At 66.4% G+C, this 15,763-nt stretch carries 13 protein-coding genes; 8 read left to right on the forward strand and 5 right to left on the reverse strand.

The genetic code is table 11. The features are described from left to right. Nucleotides 1-36: 36 nt before the first annotated feature. The gene (locus tag H7F16_RS19990) at nt 37-1,410 is read right to left on the reverse strand and encodes a divergent polysaccharide deacetylase family protein (RefSeq protein ID WP_185797276.1); all 1,374 of its coding nucleotides are present in this window, start codon (nt 1,408-1,410) and stop codon (nt 37-39) included. Between the two features lie 134 nt (nt 1,411-1,544). Here H7F16_RS19990 and H7F16_RS09305 point away from each other — a divergent pair, with 134 nt between their 5' ends. The 6 genes from H7F16_RS09305 to lexA all read left to right on the forward strand — a co-directional run bounded on the left by H7F16_RS09305 (nt 1,545) and on the right by lexA (nt 6,398). Next, on the forward strand, nt 1,545-2,138 hold the full coding sequence (locus tag H7F16_RS09305; RefSeq protein WP_185797277.1) for an anthranilate synthase component II: 594 nt from the start codon (nt 1,545-1,547) through the stop codon (nt 2,136-2,138). Continuing rightward, on the forward strand, nt 2,135-3,154 hold the full coding sequence (gene trpD / locus H7F16_RS09310; protein WP_185797278.1) for an anthranilate phosphoribosyltransferase: 1,020 nt from the start codon (nt 2,135-2,137) through the stop codon (nt 3,152-3,154). Before H7F16_RS09305 ends, trpD begins: the two co-directional genes overlap by 4 nt. A gap of 27 nt (nt 3,155-3,181) precedes the next feature. Next, nucleotides 3,182-3,994: an indole-3-glycerol phosphate synthase TrpC gene (trpC, locus tag H7F16_RS09315; RefSeq protein ID WP_185797279.1), complete on the forward strand. Its 813-nt coding sequence runs from the start codon at nt 3,182-3,184 to the stop codon at nt 3,992-3,994. Further along, nucleotides 3,991-4,464, forward strand: coding sequence for a cyclic pyranopterin monophosphate synthase MoaC (gene moaC / locus H7F16_RS09320; protein ID WP_185797280.1), 474 nt, complete (start codon nt 3,991-3,993; stop codon nt 4,462-4,464). The genes trpC and moaC overlap by 4 nt, the downstream gene beginning before the upstream one ends. After that, the gene (locus tag H7F16_RS09325) at nt 4,464-5,630 is read left to right on the forward strand and encodes a molybdopterin molybdotransferase MoeA (RefSeq protein ID WP_185797281.1); all 1,167 of its coding nucleotides are present in this window, start codon (nt 4,464-4,466) and stop codon (nt 5,628-5,630) included. Before moaC ends, H7F16_RS09325 begins: the two co-directional genes overlap by 1 nt. An 81-nt stretch (nt 5,631-5,711) precedes the next feature. Next, on the forward strand, nt 5,712-6,398 hold the full coding sequence (gene lexA / locus H7F16_RS09330; protein WP_185797282.1) for a transcriptional repressor LexA: 687 nt from the start codon (nt 5,712-5,714) through the stop codon (nt 6,396-6,398). Here lexA and H7F16_RS09335 read toward each other — a convergent pair. Next, the gene (locus H7F16_RS09335; protein WP_194308446.1) at nt 6,395-8,380 is read right to left on the reverse strand and encodes a ComEC/Rec2 family competence protein; all 1,986 of its coding nucleotides are present in this window, start codon (nt 8,378-8,380) and stop codon (nt 6,395-6,397) included. The two genes, lexA and H7F16_RS09335, sit on opposite strands and share 4 nt — an antisense overlap. A gap of 103 nt (nt 8,381-8,483) precedes the next feature. Between H7F16_RS09335 and gltX the strand changes: the two genes are divergently transcribed. Next, nucleotides 8,484-9,896, forward strand: a complete 1,413-nt coding sequence (gene gltX / locus H7F16_RS09340) for a glutamate--tRNA ligase (protein ID WP_185797284.1) — start codon at nt 8,484-8,486, stop codon at nt 9,894-9,896. An 84-nt stretch (nt 9,897-9,980) separates the two neighbouring features. After that, nucleotides 9,981-11,276 (forward strand): citrate synthase, encoded by a 1,296-nt coding sequence (locus tag H7F16_RS09345; RefSeq protein WP_185797285.1) that lies wholly within the window; start codon nt 9,981-9,983, stop codon nt 11,274-11,276. A gap of 45 nt (nt 11,277-11,321) precedes the next feature. On the opposite strand, the gene aguB is transcribed toward H7F16_RS09345, so the two are convergent. The 3 genes from aguB to H7F16_RS09360 all read right to left on the reverse strand — a co-directional run bounded on the left by aguB (nt 11,322) and on the right by H7F16_RS09360 (nt 15,716). Further along, nucleotides 11,322-12,203 (reverse strand): N-carbamoylputrescine amidase, encoded by an 882-nt coding sequence (gene aguB / locus H7F16_RS09350; protein WP_185797286.1) that lies wholly within the window; start codon nt 12,201-12,203, stop codon nt 11,322-11,324. 3 nt (nt 12,204-12,206) lie between these two features. Continuing rightward, the gene (locus H7F16_RS09355) at nt 12,207-14,480 is read right to left on the reverse strand and encodes a xanthine dehydrogenase family protein molybdopterin-binding subunit (RefSeq protein WP_185797287.1); all 2,274 of its coding nucleotides are present in this window, start codon (nt 14,478-14,480) and stop codon (nt 12,207-12,209) included. Between the two features lie 90 nt (nt 14,481-14,570). After that, nucleotides 14,571-15,716, reverse strand: coding sequence for a type III PLP-dependent enzyme (locus H7F16_RS09360; protein WP_185797288.1), 1,146 nt, complete (start codon nt 15,714-15,716; stop codon nt 14,571-14,573). Nucleotides 15,717-15,763 lie beyond the last annotated feature (47 nt).

Genomic DNA, 15,763 nt, shown 5'->3' on the forward strand with positions numbered 1-15,763 from the left:
AGCCCCCCTTTTTCCTGTCACGCGCCCGCGCTCCTGTCAGTCGCCCGCAGGCGCCTGCATCACCGCGCTGATCGGGGCGAGGGCGACCGAGGCCGCCCGTCCCTCGACGTTCCATTGCAGGATGGCGGCGATCGTGTCGGGGTTGGTGCTGCCCATGACCACGACCGCGCCTTCCTGCGCCGCGCGAAAGGCCGCACGGTCAAGATAGCGGCGGATCACGGGGACGGTTTCGTTGCCCCCGTCGAGCATGCGGAAGATGGCGGCATGCGGCACGCCTTCGCGCCGGGCCACCTGATCCAGCGCGTTCAGGCCCTTGTCCAGTGTCACGAGCCCACGGCCCTGCGCGCCGATGATCGGCACGACGGCGGCGGCGAGTTGCTGGCTGTCTTGCGGAAAGTTGGCGCCGCCCATGACGGCCACGGCATCCGGCAGGGCGAGGTCGAGGGCTTGCAGGCTTTGCTCGATATCGCCGGGGCGGGCGTTGGCGGGGATGGCGTTGGCGAGCATCACCACCTCTTGCCCCGCCGCGCGATAGATGGCGGCGGCATCGGCCGCGCCGGGGGCAAGCGGGTCGAGGACGAAGGTCACCGGAAAGGGCAGCGCGGCGAGGGTTTCGCGGTCGGTGCCTGCGGCCCCGTCATCGCGCAGCAGGATGGCGAAGAGCGGCTTGGCTTCGGGATTGTCGAAGGGGCGCGCGAAAAGTTCGAGCGCTGTCGCGGGTGTCGGCGCGGGTTCGGCGGGTGCGGTTGCATCCCCGATGCGCGGCAGATCGGGCGCGGGCGTTCCGGCGAGCGGCGCGGTATCGGGCTGGATCAGGCGCGGGGCATCGCCGGGCATGGCCTTGCCCTCGGGCCGCAGGATCTTTGGCGCGGCGGGCGGGACCGGCAGGGGTTCGAGCAGCACCTCTTGCGGCGGGCTGGGCAGCGGTTCGGTGGCGGAAGGCGCATCCTCGGCCGTGGCGGGGGCCGGAGTGGCCACGGGTCCGGCGGCAGGAAGGGCGGCGCTGTCGCTGGCGGGAAGCGTTGCGGCATCGGCCGATGCCTCGGGCTGCGCGGGGCTGTCCGGGGCGGCATCGCCCCCGACCTGCGGCGCGGGGGCGGGTGACGGGGATTCTGGCGACGCGAATTCGGGCGACGGGGCGGGCGTTTTCGCGGGTTCGGGCGTCGCGGGTTCGGGCGTCGCGGGTTGGGGCGCGGGGGATTTGGCATCCGCCGGGGCCGCAGGATCAGGCGTTGCCACGGGTTCGGGGGCAGCCACGGGTTCGGGGGTGGCTGTCGGTTCGGGGGCTGCGATCTGCGACGGGTCGGGGGCTGCGGATTGCGGCAAAGGGGCCACCTGCGAGATCACGGCGAGTCCCGCCACGGCCACCACGCCACCCCAGACCACCCCATTCACAAAGCCACGGATCACGCACTGCCCCCTTTCGCTGCAAGCCGTTTACCGGCCCTGTCGCGCGAAGGTCACCTTGACCTTGCGCCCACGCTCTGCCCATGTATAGCCCGACCCGTTCCCGGCTTCACCCCCCTTCGGCAAGGCCCTGCAAGATGCTGCTTCTGATCGATAACTATGACAGCTTCACCTACAACCTTGTCCATTACTTGGGCGAGTTGGGGGCCGATATCGTCGTGAAGCGCAACGATGCGCTGGATGTGCAGGCGGTCATGGCGATGAAACCTTCGTCGATCGTGCTGTCGCCCGGCCCTTGCGACCCTGCGGCGGCGGGCATTTGCCTGCCGCTGACGCTTGCCGCCTTCGAGGCGCGAATCCCCCTGCTGGGCGTGTGCCTTGGCCATCAGACCATCGGGCAGGCCTTTGGCGGAAATGTCGTGCGCTGCCACGAGATCGTGCATGGCAAGATGGGCACGATGCACCATGCGGGCAAAGGCGTGTTCCGGGGCCTGCCCTCGCCGTTCCAGGCCACGCGCTACCACTCGCTGATCGTGGACCGTGCGACCTTGCCCGACTGTCTGGACGTCACCGCATGGCTTGAGGACGGGACGATCATGGGGCTGCGGCACAAGTCGGCGCTGATCGAGGGGGTGCAGTTCCATCCCGAAAGCATCGCCTCGGAACATGGGCACCAGTTGTTGCGCAATTTCCTTGATGAGGCGGATGCCGCCGCCAAGGTGATGGCATGAGCGACGTTCTGCGCCCCCTGATCGGCCTTGCCGCCGAGCGCCCGCTGACCCGCGCCGAGGCCGAGACGGCCTTTGAGGCGCTGTTCAACGGCGAGGGCACGCCCGCGCAGATGGGCGGCTTTCTGATGGCCCTGCGGACGCGGGGCGAGACGGTGGACGAATACACCGCCGCCGCGACGGTGATGCGGTCGAAGTGCCACAAGGTCAGGGCGCCCGCCGGAGCGATCGACATCGTCGGTACGGGCGGCGATGGCAAGGGCACGCTGAACATCTCGACCGCGACGGCCTTTGTCGTGGCGGCCTGCGGGGTGGCGGTGGCCAAGCATGGCAACCGCAACCTGTCGTCGAAATCGGGTTCGGCCGATGCGCTGACGGAAATGGGGCTGAACGTGATGGTCGGCCCCGAGGTGGTGGAACGCTGCCTGTCGGAAGCGGGCATCGGCTTCATGATGGCGCCCATGCACCACCCCGCGATGCGCCATGTCGGCCCGGTCCGGGCGGAGCTTGGGACGCGGACGATCTTCAACATCCTTGGCCCGCTGACCAATCCGGCGGGGGTGACGCGGCAGTTGACCGGCGCCTTTACCGACCGGCTGATCCGGCCGATGGCCGAGACGCTGTTGAAACTCGGCTCGGAAAAGGCGTGGCTGGTGCATGGCGGCGATGGCACCGACGAGATTTCCATCGCGGCCCGCAGCAAGATTTGCGCGGTGGAAGGCGGGTTCATCCGCGAGTTCGAGATCGGGCCGGAAGATGCGGGGCTGCCCTATCACCCGTTCGAATCGATCCTTGGCGGGACACCGGCAGAGAATGCCGTGGCGTTCCGTGCGCTGCTCGAGGGGGCGACGGGGGCCTATCGCGATGCGGTGCTGCTGAACGCGGCGGCTGCGCTGGTGGTGGCGGAAAAGGTAAAGACCCTGCCCGAAGGTGTGGAACTGGCCCGCGCGGCGATAGATAGCAAAGCGGCACTTGCCAAGGTGGCGGCGCTGGCGCGCATCACCTCGGCGCCTGCCTGACAATTGGCCCAAGGCCGGAAAGACCCAATGAGCACGATTCTGGACCGCATCAAGACCTACAAGCTGGAAGAAGTGGCCGCCCGCAAGGCGAAACGCTCGCTGGCCGATCTGGAAGAGGCGGCGAATGCCGCCCCTGCCCCGCGCGGCTTTTCGCGCGCGCTGCACGAGGCGGCGGGCACCGGCTACGGTCTGATTGCCGAGGTGAAGAAGGCGTCACCGTCCAAGGGGCTGATCCGGCCCGATTTCGACCCTCCGGCGCTGGCGAAAGCCTATGAGGCGGGCGGGGCGACCTGTCTTTCGGTGCTGACGGACGGGCCGAGCTTTCAGGGGGCCGACGCCTTCCTGACGCAATGCAGCGAGGCGACCGACCTGCCCTGCCTGCGCAAGGATTTCATCTATGATCCCTACCAGATCGTCGAGGCGCGGGGACTGAATGCCGATTGCATCCTGCTGATCATGGCCTCGCTGAGCGACAGCCAGGCGGCGGAACTGGAAGCGGTGGCCTTTGACTGGAAGATGGACGTTCTGATCGAGGTGCATGACCGCCCCGAACTGGAGCGGGCGGCAAAGCTGAAAAGCGGGCTGATCGGGATCAACAACCGCAATCTGCATACGTTCGAGGTGACCTTGCAGACCACGCGCGATCTGGCGCGACTGGTGCCCGAGGACCGGCTGATCGTTTCGGAAAGCGGGCTTTACACGCCCGATGACCTTGCCGACATGGCCCGCTATGGCGCGCGCTGCTTCCTGATCGGGGAAAGCCTGATGCGCCAGAAGGATGTCGAGGCCGCGACGCGGGCGATCCTGTCGGCCCCGCTGAAATCGCAAGGTGGCACATGAGCCTGACGCATTTCGACGACAAGGGGCATGCGCATATGGTCGATGTTTCGGCCAAGCCCGTGACCGACCGCATTGCCGTGGCGCGGGGGGCCGTGGTGATGGGGGCCGAGACGCTGGCGATGATCACCGAGGGGCGCGCCAAGAAGGGCGACGTTCTGGGCGTGGCGCGTCTGGCCGGTATCATGGCGGCAAAAAAGACCGCCGACCTGATCCCGCTGTGCCATCCTTTGCCGATCACCAAGGTCGCGCTGGAACTGACGCCGGATGCAAGCCTGCCGGGGATCGTGGTTGAGGCCACGGTCAAGACGGGCGGGCAGACCGGGGTCGAGATGGAGGCGCTGACGGCGGTGTCGGTGGCCTGCCTGACGATCTATGACATGGTCAAGGCGGTCGAGAAATCGATGCGGATCGAGGGCATTCGCCTTGTGCTGAAAGATGGAGGAAAATCAGGGCGTTACGAGGCGACTTGATGATTTCCGTCGAAGAGGCCCTTGCCCGCTGCTTTGACCTTGTCGCGGTCTTGCCGACCGAGACGGTGGCGCTGCGCCATGCGGCGGAGCGCGTCATGGCGGTGCCGGCCGTGGCGCGGCGGGACCAACCGCCCTTTGCCGCAAGCGCGATGGACGGCTATGCGGTGGCGGGCGATCCGGTCGCGGGCGACAGCTTTGACGTGATCGGCGAGGCGGGTGCGGGCCATGCGTTTCACGGCGCCGTGGGCGCGGGGCAAGCGGTGCGCATCTTCACCGGAGCGCCGGTGCCCCAAGGGGCGACGCGGGTCGTCATTCAGGAAGATGTGACGCGCGAGGGGGCGCGGATCACGCTGAAGCCCGATGCCGATACGGGCACGCATATCCGCCCCAAGGGGCAGGATTTCCGCGCCGGGGCCACGATTGCGCCGCGCCTGCTGCGGCCCAACGATCTGGCGCTTCTGGCGGCGATGAACGTGGCCGAGGTGCAGGTGACGCGGCGTCCGGTGGTGGCGATCATCGCCACGGGGGACGAGTTGGTGATGCCGGGGGAAGACCCCGCGCCTGACCAGATCATCGCCTCGAACAGTTTCGCGCTTGCCGCGATGGTCGAGGCGGCGGGGGGAGAGGCGCGGCTTTTGCCCATCGCGCGCGACACCGAGGCGGAACTGTTCACCGTGCTGTCGATGGCCGGGAGTTGCGATCTGATCGTGACCATCGGCGGGGCCTCGGTCGGGGACCATGATCTGGTCGGTCGGGTGGCGGAAAGCATGGGGCTGGCGCGGGCCTTCTACAAGATCGCCATGCGTCCGGGAAAGCCGCTGATGGCGGGGCGCCTGCGCGGGGTGCCGATGCTGGGGCTGCCGGGCAATCCGGTATCGTCCATCGTCTGCGGCCATCTGTTCCTGCTGCCGATGATGCGGGCGATGCTGGGGCTGGGGGCGGCGGGACCAGAGGTGCGGCAGGCGCTGCTGGCCGAGGCCCTGCCCGCCAACGGGCCGCGCGCCCATTACATGCGGGCGCGGCTGTCGGGCGACCGGATCGCGCCGTTCGAGCGGCAGGATTCGGCGCTGATCACCATTCTGACCGAGGCCGATGCGCTGCTGGTGCGCCCCGTTTCGGCCCCTCCTGCCGCGGCGGGCGATGTGGTGGATTACATCGCCCTGTGACGCGGGCCCTGCTTACGCTTGACACAAAACGGGAACGCTGGCAGAACATTATACCAACATCCACCGGCAGGGGCCAAAACCATGTTGACGAAGAAGCAGCTCGAACTGCTGGAATTCATCAAGGGGCGGCTGGACCGCGACGGATATCCGCCCTCGTTCGACGAGATGAAAGAGGCGCTGGATTTGCGGTCGAAATCGGGGATCCACCGGCTGATCACCGCGCTCGAGGAGCGGGGGTTCATCCGCAGGCTGGCCCATCGTGCGCGGGCGCTGGAAATCGTCAAGCTGCCCGAAGTGATGGAGCGGCCGGGGTTCACCCCGCGCGTCATCGCCGGATCGAAGCCGGAAACGCCGAAAGCGGCGCTTCCCGTTTCGTCGGTCGATGCGCTGGAACTGCCCGTGATGGGGCGGATCGCGGCGGGTGTGCCGATCGAGGCGATTGCCGAGATTTCGCACCACATCGCGGTGCCGGGGTCGATGCTGTCGGGGCGCGGGCATCACTATGCGCTCGAGGTGAAGGGCGATTCCATGATCGAGGCCGGGATCAACGATGGCGACATCGTGGTGATCCGCGAGCAATCGACAGCGGACAACGGCGATATCGTGGTCGCATTGGTGGAAGAGCAGGAAGCCACGCTGAAGCGGTTCCGCCGCAAGGGCAACATGATCGCGCTCGAGGCGGCAAACCCCGCCTACGAGACGCGGGTGTTTCCCGACCATGCGGTGCGGGTGCAGGGCCGTCTGGTCGGGCTGATCCGCACCTATTAGGGCGACCAGAGCCGCCGTGCCGAACGGGTCGGCACGAGGCGCAGGTCGTCGTAGACGGCCACGGCGCCTGTGCGCGAAAGAAGCGTAAGGTCGATCAGCAGACAGCCCTTGCCCGTCGCTTCGGCCGGAAGGATGACGATATCGGCAAGGGTGCAGGGATCGCGGCCCGCGAGATCGGCCTTTGGCACCAGCATCAGCCCGCGTTGGCCGTTCAGGGTGAAGCGCAGGCCGAGCGGATCCGGAACGAAGCCCGCGCGTGCTGCGGCCTGATCCTGCGGCGCAAGATCGCCATCGTTTTCAAGCCATGTCTTTGCGGCAAAGCCGCCGCCCTTGGGTTTCGACAGGGCGCGCCCCTCGGGGCCAAGCAGGCCGGCAAGGCGGGCATCAGGGGTGACAAGCAGCGCCGGACGCCCTGACTTGGCCCAGAAGACAAGCGCGAGCGCGACGAGCGGCAGCCCCGCGAACCGCCCGCCGCCGCGCCAGAGCATCGCCCAAAGGAGGCCAAGTGTCAGGACCGGCAGCACCCAGGGCGGGGGCGCGGGAATGGCGGTGACCGCGCCTTCGATGCCGGCCACCAGACGGGCGACGTAGAGGATCCACCCCGCCCCCTGCCCCATCACCCAGAGCGGCGCATCGGCAAGGCCGACGGGGGCCAGCAGGGCGGCCATCGCGCCTGCGGGCATGACGACGGCACCCATGACGGGAACGGTGAGCAGATTGGCAAGAAAGCCGTAATCCGCGAAACGGTTGAAATGTGCCGCCGCATAAGGCGCGGTCGCCAGCCCGCCGATGAGCGAGGAGACGACCAGAACCAGCGCCTCGCGCCTGAGGCGTGACAGGCCCGCCGGCAAGCGGGCGTTGATCGCCTCGAACCCCGCGATCAGGGCGATGGTGGCGGCAAAGCTCATCTGGAAACCGGGGGCGAGAAGCGCCTCGGGCTGCCAGAGAAGCAGGATGAGCGCGGCGAGAGAGACCGAACGCAGCGTGATGGCGCGGCGGTCGAAGAGCACCGCGCCCAGCATCACCAGCACCATGATGAACGCGCGCTCGGTCGCGACATTGGCGCCGGAGAGCAGCAGGTAGAAGCTGGCCACCCCCAGCGAGACGAGGGCGGCGAGTTTGCGCGTGTCGATGCGCAGGGCGACATAGGGCAGCAGCGCAAGGCCGTAGCGCAGCAGGGAAAAGACGAAGCCGATCAGGAAGGCGAGGTTCATGCCGGAAATGGCAAGAAGATGGGCAAGGCTGGAATCGCGCAGCGCCTGCACCGCGTCGAGCGACAGGCCCGAGCGGTCGCCTGTCATCGCCCCGGCGGCAAAGGCCCCGGCATCGCCCGCTATGCGCGACTGGATGGCAAGGGTAAGGCGGCTGCGGAGCTGGCCGATCCACTGCTCGCCCGCTGCCGGTTCCTGCCACAGGAGCATGGGGCTGCGGGTGTAGCCGACGGCGCCAAGCCCTTCGAAATAGGCCATCTGGCGGAAATCGAAGCTGCCGGGTTCGACCGGGCCTTCGGGGGCGGCAAGATTGGCCGTGACCATGACCACCTGCCCCGGTTTCGGGGTAAAGACCGATTGGTCGCCGTGCAGCGAGATGCGGGCGCGAAGGGGGGTGCGGCCCGGGGGCACGCGGTCGAGTGCCACGCGGTCGAGGGTGACGCGCAGGGCATCGGTTTGCGAACGGTCCACCTCGACCACGCGGCCGGTGACGGGGCCGTAATACCTGCCTTGCAGCATCGGACCCTGCACGAGATGGGCGCGCAATCCGGCGGCAATGACACCGGCAAGCAGGCAGGCAAGGAACAGGGCGGGAGCTTGGGCAAGATCGCGGCGGGCCAGCGGAAGCAGTGCCACCAGACCCGCGAGGCAGAGCAGGTAGGCAGAAGGCGCGGGTTCCACCGGCAAAGAGAACCAGAGACCGACCCCCGTGCCAACCCCCACGGGGGCAAAGGGAAAGAGATGGCCGCGTGCCGCAAGCAGGCGCTGCAAAGGCCATGTGATCCAAGCCCCGCCCACCTTGTTTTGCGCCCCGCGATTGCCTAGAGATGCGCCGACCCTATGTCCCCGATGGTTTCCGAAAGGTTAATTCCCGATGAGCGCTGCCGCAAAGCCTGTCGTCACCCGCTTCGCGCCCTCGCCCACGGGGTATCTGCATATCGGCGGCGGGCGGACCGCGCTGTTCAACTGGCTTTACGCCCGTGGCCGTGGCGGCAAGTTCCTGCTGCGGATCGAGGATACCGACCGCGAGCGGTCGACCCCCGAGGCGACGGAAGCGATCCTGCAAGGGTTGCGCTGGCTTGGCCTTGACTGGGACGGCGAGGCGGTGAGCCAGTTCGAACGCAAGGACCGCCATGCCGAGGTGGCGCACCAGATGCTGGGGCGCGGCACGGCCTACAAGTGCTTTTCGACGCAAGAGGAAATTGCCGCCTATCGCGCCGCGCAGGAAGCGGCGGGGGCAAGCTATGCGGTGTTCCAAAGCCCGTGGCGCGATGTGGCGCCCGCCGATTACCCCGATCTGCCCTATGTCATCCGCATGAAGGCCCCGCGCGACGGCGAGACGGTGATCGACGATCAGGTGCAGGGGCGCGTGGTGATCCAGAATGCCACGCTTGACGATATGATCGTGCTGCGATCCGACGGCACGCCGACCTATATGCTGGCGGTTGTGGTCGATGACCATGACATGGGGGTCACGCATGTGATCCGTGGCGACGACCACCTGAACAACGCCGCGCGCCAGCAGATGGTCTATGACGCGATGGGCTGGGATATTCCGGTCTGGGCGCATATCCCGCTGATTCACGGACCCGACGGCAAGAAGCTGTCCAAGCGCCACGGGGCGACGGCGGTGGGCGATTATCAGGCGCAGGGCTATCCGGCGGCGGGGATGCGGAATTACCTGACGCGGCTTGGCTGGGCGCATGGCAATGACGAATTCTTCACCAGCGCGCAGGCGATGGAATGGTTCGATCTGGGGGGAATCGGTCGCTCGCCCGCGCGGCTTGATTTCAAGAAGCTGGAAAACATCTGCGGCCAGCACATCGCGGCGGCCGACGATGCTGCGCTGCTGCATGAATTGGAGGCCTATCTTGTCGCAGCGCACAGGGACTTGCTTACCGACGCACAGCGCGACCTTCTGTCCCGCGCGATGTATTGCGTCAAGGACCGGGCCAAAACCTTCCCCGAACTGCTTGAAAAGGCACATTTCGCGCTGATTTCCCGCCCCGTCGTGGCCGATGAGGCGGCGGCGGCCGCACTGGATACGGTATCCCGTGGTATACTGAAATCGTTGACGCCGCGCCTGCAAACTGGTAGCTGGACGAAAGAGACTCTGGAGCCGATCCTGACCGAAATCGCCGCGGCCCACGGCATCGGTTTTGGCAAATTGGCTGCACCACTGCGCGCCGCCCTTGCGGGGCGAACCGCGACACCCAGCGTCTATGACATGATGCTTGTCATAGGCCGGGACGAGACGATTGCGCGGCTGGAGGATGCCGCCGGCTGATTCCGGCACCTTCCCCCGACCGCTTGGCTGCATATGCCGCACCCGGTCTGCTCCGGTCTGCGGTTTTCAAGGGGAAGTTGAGAGATGGCCGACGCCAAAAGATCCGCGACACTGACGCTCGACGGCAAGTCATACGACCTGCCGATCCATTCGCCGACGCTCGGCCCCGATGTGCTGGATATCCGCAAGCTTTACGCCGAGGCGGATGTCTTTACCTTTGACCCCGGCTTCACCTCGACCGCGGCTTGCGAAAGCGCCATCACCTATATCGACGGCGACAAGGGCGAGCTGCTGCACCGTGGCTATCCGATCGAGCAACTGGCCAAGCAGTCGACCTATCTCGAGGTGTGCTACCTGCTGCTGTACGGCGAATTGCCGAATGCGTCGCAGCTTGCCGATTTCAAGGGCCGCGTGACGCGCCACACGATGGTGCATGAGCAGATGCACAACTTCTTCCGCGGTTTCCGCCGTGACAGCCACCCGATGGCGACGATGGTGGGCGTGGTCGGCGCGATGTCGGCCTTTTACCACGACAGCCTTGACATCAATGACCCGTGGCAGCGCGAGGTCGCGGCGATCCGCATGGTGGCCAAGCTGCCGACGATCGCGGCGATGGCCTACAAGTATTCGGTCGGCCAGCCCTTTGTTTACCCCAAGAACGCGCATAGCTATGCGGGCAACTTCCTGCACATGTGCTTTGCGGTTCCGGCCGAGGATTATGTCGTCAATCCGGTGCTGGAAAAGGCGATGGACCGGATCATGATGCTTCATGCCGACCACGAGCAGAACGCATCGACCAGCACCGTGCGCCTTGCGGGGTCTTCGGGTGCGAACCCCTTTGCCTGCATCGCGGCGGGGATTGCCTGCCTGTGGGGTCCGGCGCATGGCGGCGCGAACCAGGCCTGTCTTGAAATGCTCAAGGAAATCGGGACGGTCGACCGTATTCCGGAATATGTCGCCAAGGCGAAGGACAAGAATTCCGGCTTCCGCCTGATGGGCTTTGGCCACCGCGTCTACAAGAACTTCGACCCGCGCGCGACGGTGATGAAGGAATCGGCCGACGAGGTGCTTGACCTTTTGGGCGCGCATAACAACCCGCTGTTGCAGGTGGCCAAGGAGCTGGAGCGGATCGCCCTGTCGGACGATTACTTCATCTCGAAGAAGCTTTATCCGAACGTCGACTTCTACTCGGGGATCATTCTGGAAGCGATGGGGTTCCCGACCTCGATGTTCACCCCGATCTTTGCGATTTCGCGCACGGTGGGGTGGATTTCGCAGTGGAAAGAGATGATCGGCGAGGCGAACCAGAAGATCGGCCGCCCGCGTCAGCTTTACATCGGCGAGAAGCAGCGCGACTATGTGGATATCCGTCACCGCTGAGCGGTCGGTTGGAATGGAAAGCGGCGGCCCATCGGGCCGCCGTTTTCATTCGGGCCGCGTGGTGCCGTCAAGCGTGGTGACGGGGGCGTAAAGATCGGTCCTGCGGTCGCGGAACAGGCCCCAGCTGCGGCGGAGCAGGGCTATGGCGTCCAGATCGAGGGTGGCGAGAAGCACCTCTTCCCCGTCGCGCGTGGCTTTGGCGGCAAGCTGGCCTGTGTGGTCGGTGATGAAGGACGAGCCGTAGAAGGTAACGGCGGTGCCTTCGGGTGCGGTTTCGGTGCCGATGCGGTTCGAGGCGATCACGGGCATGATGTTGGCGGCGGCATGGCCGCGCATCACCATCTCCCAATGCGGCTGGCTGTCATAGCCCGGTGCCGGGGGTTCGGACCCGATGGCGGTGGGGTAAAGCAGCATCTCGGCCCCTTGCAGGGCCATCGCGCGCGCGGCCTCGGGGAACCACTGGTCCCAGCAGATGCCGACACCGATGCGGCCGACGGCCGTATCCCAGACGCGGAAACCCGTATCGCCCGGCGAGAAGTAATACTTCTCTTCATAGCCCGGCCCCTGCGGGATGTGGCTTTTGCGGTAGATGCCCTGCACCGCGCCGTCGGCGTCGATCATGGCGAGGGAATTGTAATGCGCCTGCCCCGCCTTTTCGAAGAAGGACAGCGGAAGCACCACCCCGAGTTCGCGCGCAAGCGTCGAGAAGCGGGCGATGAGCGGGTGGTTTTCGGCAGGCAGGGCCAGATCGAAATACTCGGCCCGCTGGGTGATGCAGAAGTAGGGTGCGGCGAAAAGCTCTTGTATCAGAACAAGTTGCGCGCCGTTCTTTGCAGCGCGGCGGATCAGCTCTTCGGCCTTGTCGGCATTCGCGGGCAGATCCCACGAGCAGGCGAACTGGGTGGCGGCGAGTGTGACGTTGCGCATGGTTCAGCCCCGCGCCTCTTGCAGCCATTGCCAGATGCGCAGCGGCGTGAAGGGCATGTCGACGCGGCTGACACCCCTTGGCGCGAGCGCATCGCGCACCGCGTTCGAGATCGCGCCAAGCGCGCCGACGGTGCCAGCCTCGCCGCAGCCTTTCATGCCCAAGGGGTTCATGATCGAAGGCGTGGGTTCGCTGGTAAAGGCGATGAAAGGCAGGTCGGTGGCGCGGGGCATGGCGTAATCCATGAAGCTGGCGGTGAGAAGCTGGCCGGAGGCGTCATAGACGCCGTTTTCGGTGACGGCCTGACCGAAACCCTGTGCCACGCCGCCATGCACCTGCCCCATCGCCAGCGTGGGCTGGATCAGGGTGCCGAAATCATCGACCACGGTGTAGCGGTCAAGCCGGAGCGCGCCGGTTTCGGGGTCGATCTCGACCTCGGCCAGATGGGCGCCGTTGGGGAAGGAGCGCCCTTCCAGCGTGATGGTGGCGGATTGGTCGCAAAGGTCGGCGCGGCCCTTTTCGCGGGCAAGGGCGGCGGCTTCGGCCAGCGTGAGGCGCAGGTTGCTGCCCGCCGCGCCGAAAGTGTCATCGCTGAAGGTGACGGCGGGAAGGTCGAGCGTCTCTTGCAGGAAGGCCGCGAAGGCTGCGACCACCTGTTGCACGGTGGCGCGGATGGCGGTGCCCTGCACGGTGACCGACCGCGACCCGCCGGTGCCGCCGCCCTTGGCGATGCGGTCGCTGTCGCCCTGAACGATGCGGATCAGATCTTCGTCGATGCCGGTCTGTTCGGCGACCATGCGGGCATAGACGGTTTCATGCCCCTGCCCGTTCGACTGGGTGCCGACGTAAAGCGTGGCGCCGCCGTCATCATCAAGCACCAACCGCGCGGTTTCGTCGGCATCGCCGAGGATGGATTCGATATAGGTCGCAAGGCCGAAGCCGCGCAGCAGGCCCTTGGCCTCGGTCGCCTTTTTGCGGGCGGGAAAGCCTGCCACATCGCCCTGCACCACGGCTGAATCGAGGACGCGGTCGAAATCGCCCACATCGACGGTTTCGCCGGTGGCGGTGGCATAGGGGAACTGGCGGATGAAGCTGCGGCGGCGCAGGTCGAACGGGTCGACGCCAAGCTGCCGCGCGGCATCGTCCATCGCGCGTTCGATGGTCAGGATCGCTTCGGGGCGGCCCGCGCCGCGATAGGCATCGACGGGGGCGGTGTTGGTGTAGACGCCAAGCGCGTTCAGCCATGCGGTCTTGATGTCGTAAAGACCGGTCAGCACCTTGGCGAAAAGCTCGGACTGGATGGCCTGCGCATAGCCCGAGTTGTAGGCGCCAAGGTTCGAGATCAGGCGCACGCGGTAGGCGGTGATCTTCAGATCGGCGTCAAAGGCGAGGTCGGCCACGGCGACGAGGTCGCGGCCTGCGTTGTCGGTCAGCATCGCCTCGGTCCGTTCGGACATCCAGCGGACGGGGCGGCCAAGGGTGCGCGCGGCATGGGCGATGCAGGGATATTCGGGGTAGCTGAAGGATTTCATCCCGAAACCGCCGCCGACATCGGGGTTGGTGACGCGGACGGCTTCGCGCCGAAGGCCCAGCATGCGGGCGAGTTCCTTCCTTTCGCCCCAGACGCCCTGCCCGTTCACGCAAAGATGCAGGCGGCCGTCTGTCCATTCGGCCCATGCGCCGCGGGTTTCAAGGCTGTTGACGATGACGCGGTTGTGGATGACCTCGGTGCTGGTGGTGTGGGCGGCGGCGGCAAAGGCGGCCTCGACCGCCGCTTCCTGACCGATGCCCCAGTCGAAGGCGCGGTTGGCGGGCGCTTCGGGGTGGATGGCGGGGCCGTCGAAATCGAGCGAGATGGTCACGGGCAGATCGCGGGTTTCGATGTCGATCAGCTCGGCCGCGTCACGGGCGGCTTGCAGGCTGTCGGCCACGATCATCGCCACGGCCTCGCCGACGAAGCGGATGCGTTTGTGCGCAAGCACGGGGCGTTCGGGGGCGGCGCCTTCGCTGCCGTCACGGTTTTCGACGGTTTCGAATTTCATCCCGATCTTGACGCCTGCGGCGATCAGGTCCGCAGCCGAAACCACCAGATGCACGCCCGGCGCCGCGCGCGCGGCCGAGAGGTCGAGGCCGACAAGTTCGGCATGGGCGACATCGGCCCGCACGAACCAGGCGTAAAGCGCGTCGCTTGGGGCGATATCATCGACGTAGCGGCCCGTTCCGGTCAGAAAGCGCAGGTCTTCGCGGCGGCGGAGCGGTTGGGCAGAGCCGAATTTCATGGATGGTTTCCCCTGGCGTTGCCACGGAAAACTACGCCCCCGACCGGAAATGTCCAGTCGGGGGCGCGATTTAGTCGGATCTTTGCGGTGTCAGACGCGCAGCGACAGGACAGTGGCCATCTGAAGCTCGCCAAAGCCGTTGAAGCGGCTGTTGGTGACGACCGAATAGGCCCCCATGCCCTGCACGATGACATAGTCGCCTTCGTGGATGTCGGCAGGCAGCGGCACCTCGCCGGGCAGACGGTCGACCGAGTCGCAGGTGGGGCCAAAGACGATGCGCGGCACGGTCGGGCCTTGGCGGCGGTCGCCGTTCGGGGAGAGAACCTCGATCCGGTCGATGACGCCGATCAGCGGCAGTTCGGTGAGCGAGCCGTAGACACCGTCGTTGAGGAAAACATGGGTGTCGTCGCGCAGGGCCTTGATGCGGGCGGCCAGCGTGAAGGCATCGCCGCAGAGGGCGCGGCCGGGTTCGCAGACCAGAAGCGGGCGCTCGTCGCCGAAGGATTCGGTGGCGACGCGGTCGATCAGCTGGAAGGTGGCTTCAAGCTGCGGCAGCACGCCCGACAGGCGGTGCGAGGGGAAGCCGCCGCCCACGTTCAGCCGGGCGATGGTGACGCCCGCGTCGCGCGCGATGTCGGCTGCGGTGCGGATATAGGTCTCCCACGCGGCGGGGTCGGTGCATTGCGTGCCGGGGTGGAAGGTGATCGAGGGGATGAAGCCCGCTTCGGCCACGGTTTTCAGCAGCTCGGTCGCAAGTTCGACGGTCGCGCCGAATTTCGCGCCGAAGTTATAGGCAGCGCCCGAGACCGGCAGCTTGAAGCGCACCGAGATTTCGGTATCGGCGGTGGGCACGAGTTCGATCAGCTTCGCCAGTTCCGATTTCGAGTCGACCGAGTAGGACTTTACGCCCTTTTCCACGGCATGCAGGATTTCGGCCCGTGCGCGCACGGGGTTGTTGTAGTGGATCGCGGCATCGGGGGCGAGGCGGCGGATCAGGTCGATCTCGAAAGCCGAGGCGCAGTCATAGCCGCGAATCCCTGCGGCGGCGAGGTTTTCGATCACCTCTTCGCCGGGGTTCGACTTGACGGCATAGGTGACCATGCCGGGGAATCCGTCGATGAAACGGCGGGCTGCGGCCTGCAGCGCCGAGGGCGAGAAGAACAGCACCGGATTTTCCGGTTGCTGGTTGCGGAGAAATTCGGTCGGATTGGTCCAGATCGTTTTGGACAGTCCCATCGGCGTGATCCTTTCTGCCAACAAGACGCAAGCCCTCCCCCGTTGCC

The organism is Paragemmobacter straminiformis (genome assembly GCF_014243445.1).
Lineage (GTDB): Bacteria > Pseudomonadota > Alphaproteobacteria > Rhodobacterales > Rhodobacteraceae > Paragemmobacter > Paragemmobacter straminiformis.